1 protein-coding gene is annotated in these 1,171 nt (G+C 75.5%); it reads right to left on the bottom strand.

Annotated elements, in window-relative coordinates; translation table 11 throughout:
• Positions 1-1,171: HAD-IC family P-type ATPase (locus NH602_RS31010; protein WP_253069714.1), on the bottom strand; the 1,171-nt coding region annotated here is incomplete at both ends.

Below are 1,171 nucleotides of genomic sequence, written 5' to 3'. Positions count from 1 at the left end.
CGCCGCACGGCCCGGTACGCCTCGTCGGTCCCCCAGACGAGCAGGGGCATCGGCAGGAGGCAGGCGAACACCCACGCCGGGGGCGGCGTGGTCCCGAGCAGGGAGTTCGCGACCGGCAGGAAGATCGCGGCCGCCGCGAAGGCGAGCTCGGCGGCAAGGGCACCGAGCAGCAGCCGGTTCGTCGTGATGCCCACGGACAGCAGCGAGGCGCGCCGGGTGCGGGCGGCGAACGCCGTGCCGACCTGGCAGGCGACGATCGCCGCGAAGGTCGCGGTGGTGGCCTGCCGGTAGGTGGTGTGCAGCGGCGATCCGGGACCGGTCGCGGCACCGGGGGTCCACCCGCCCCGCACGAGGACGGCCAGGAACAGCCCGGTCGCGAGCACGGCCGCCACCGGGCCCATCAGGCCCCAGGCCCGCAGGAGCATCTCGCCGGTGATGACGTTCTCGCTCCGCGGGCGCGGTGGCCGGTCCATCAGTCCGGGCTCGGCGGGCTCGCGGCTGAGGGCCAGTGCGGGCAGCAGGTCCGTGCCGAGGTCGATCGCGAGGATCTGCAGCACGCCGATCGGCAGCGGGATCAGCCCACCGGAGAGCGCGAACGCCAGGAACGGCACGAGCTCGGGCAGCAGGTGGCCGAAGATGTAGACGACGAACTTGCGCACGTTGTCATAGACCCGCCTGCCCTCCTCGACCCCGGCGACGACGGTTGCGAAGTCGTCGTCGGTCAGCACCAGCGTCGCGGCCTCGCGGGCCACCTCGGTCCCGGACCGGCCCATGGCGACGCCGATGTCGGCGTGCCGCAGTGCGGGCGCGTCGTTCACCCCGTCCCCGGTCATCGCCACCACCTCGCCGCGGGCACGCAGCGCGTCGGCGATGCGAAGCTTCGCCTCCGGCGCGGCGCGCGCCACCACCACCTCGCCGGAGCCGGCGAAGAACCGCTCCAGCTCGGACTCGGTCATGGCGTCCAGGACCGCGCCGTCCACCACCCGGTCCGCGCCGATGCCCACCCGGCGGGCGATCTCGGCGGCCGTGCGCCCGTCGTCGCCGCTGACGACGTGCACCCGGATGCCCGCGTGGTGGCACGACGCGACGGCGGCGGGCGCCTCCGGGCGCGGCGGGTCCAGCAGGCCGACGAGCCCGAGCAGGGTCAGGCCGCTCTCCGCGGCGTCGCGCG

Origin of the sequence: Pseudonocardia sp. McavD-2-B, assembly GCF_024124365.1 — a bacterium.
GTDB lineage: Bacteria > Actinomycetota > Actinomycetes > Mycobacteriales > Pseudonocardiaceae > Pseudonocardia > Pseudonocardia alni.
Note: the sequence above shows the minus strand (reverse complement) of the source record. Positions and strands in the feature narration are given on the sequence as shown.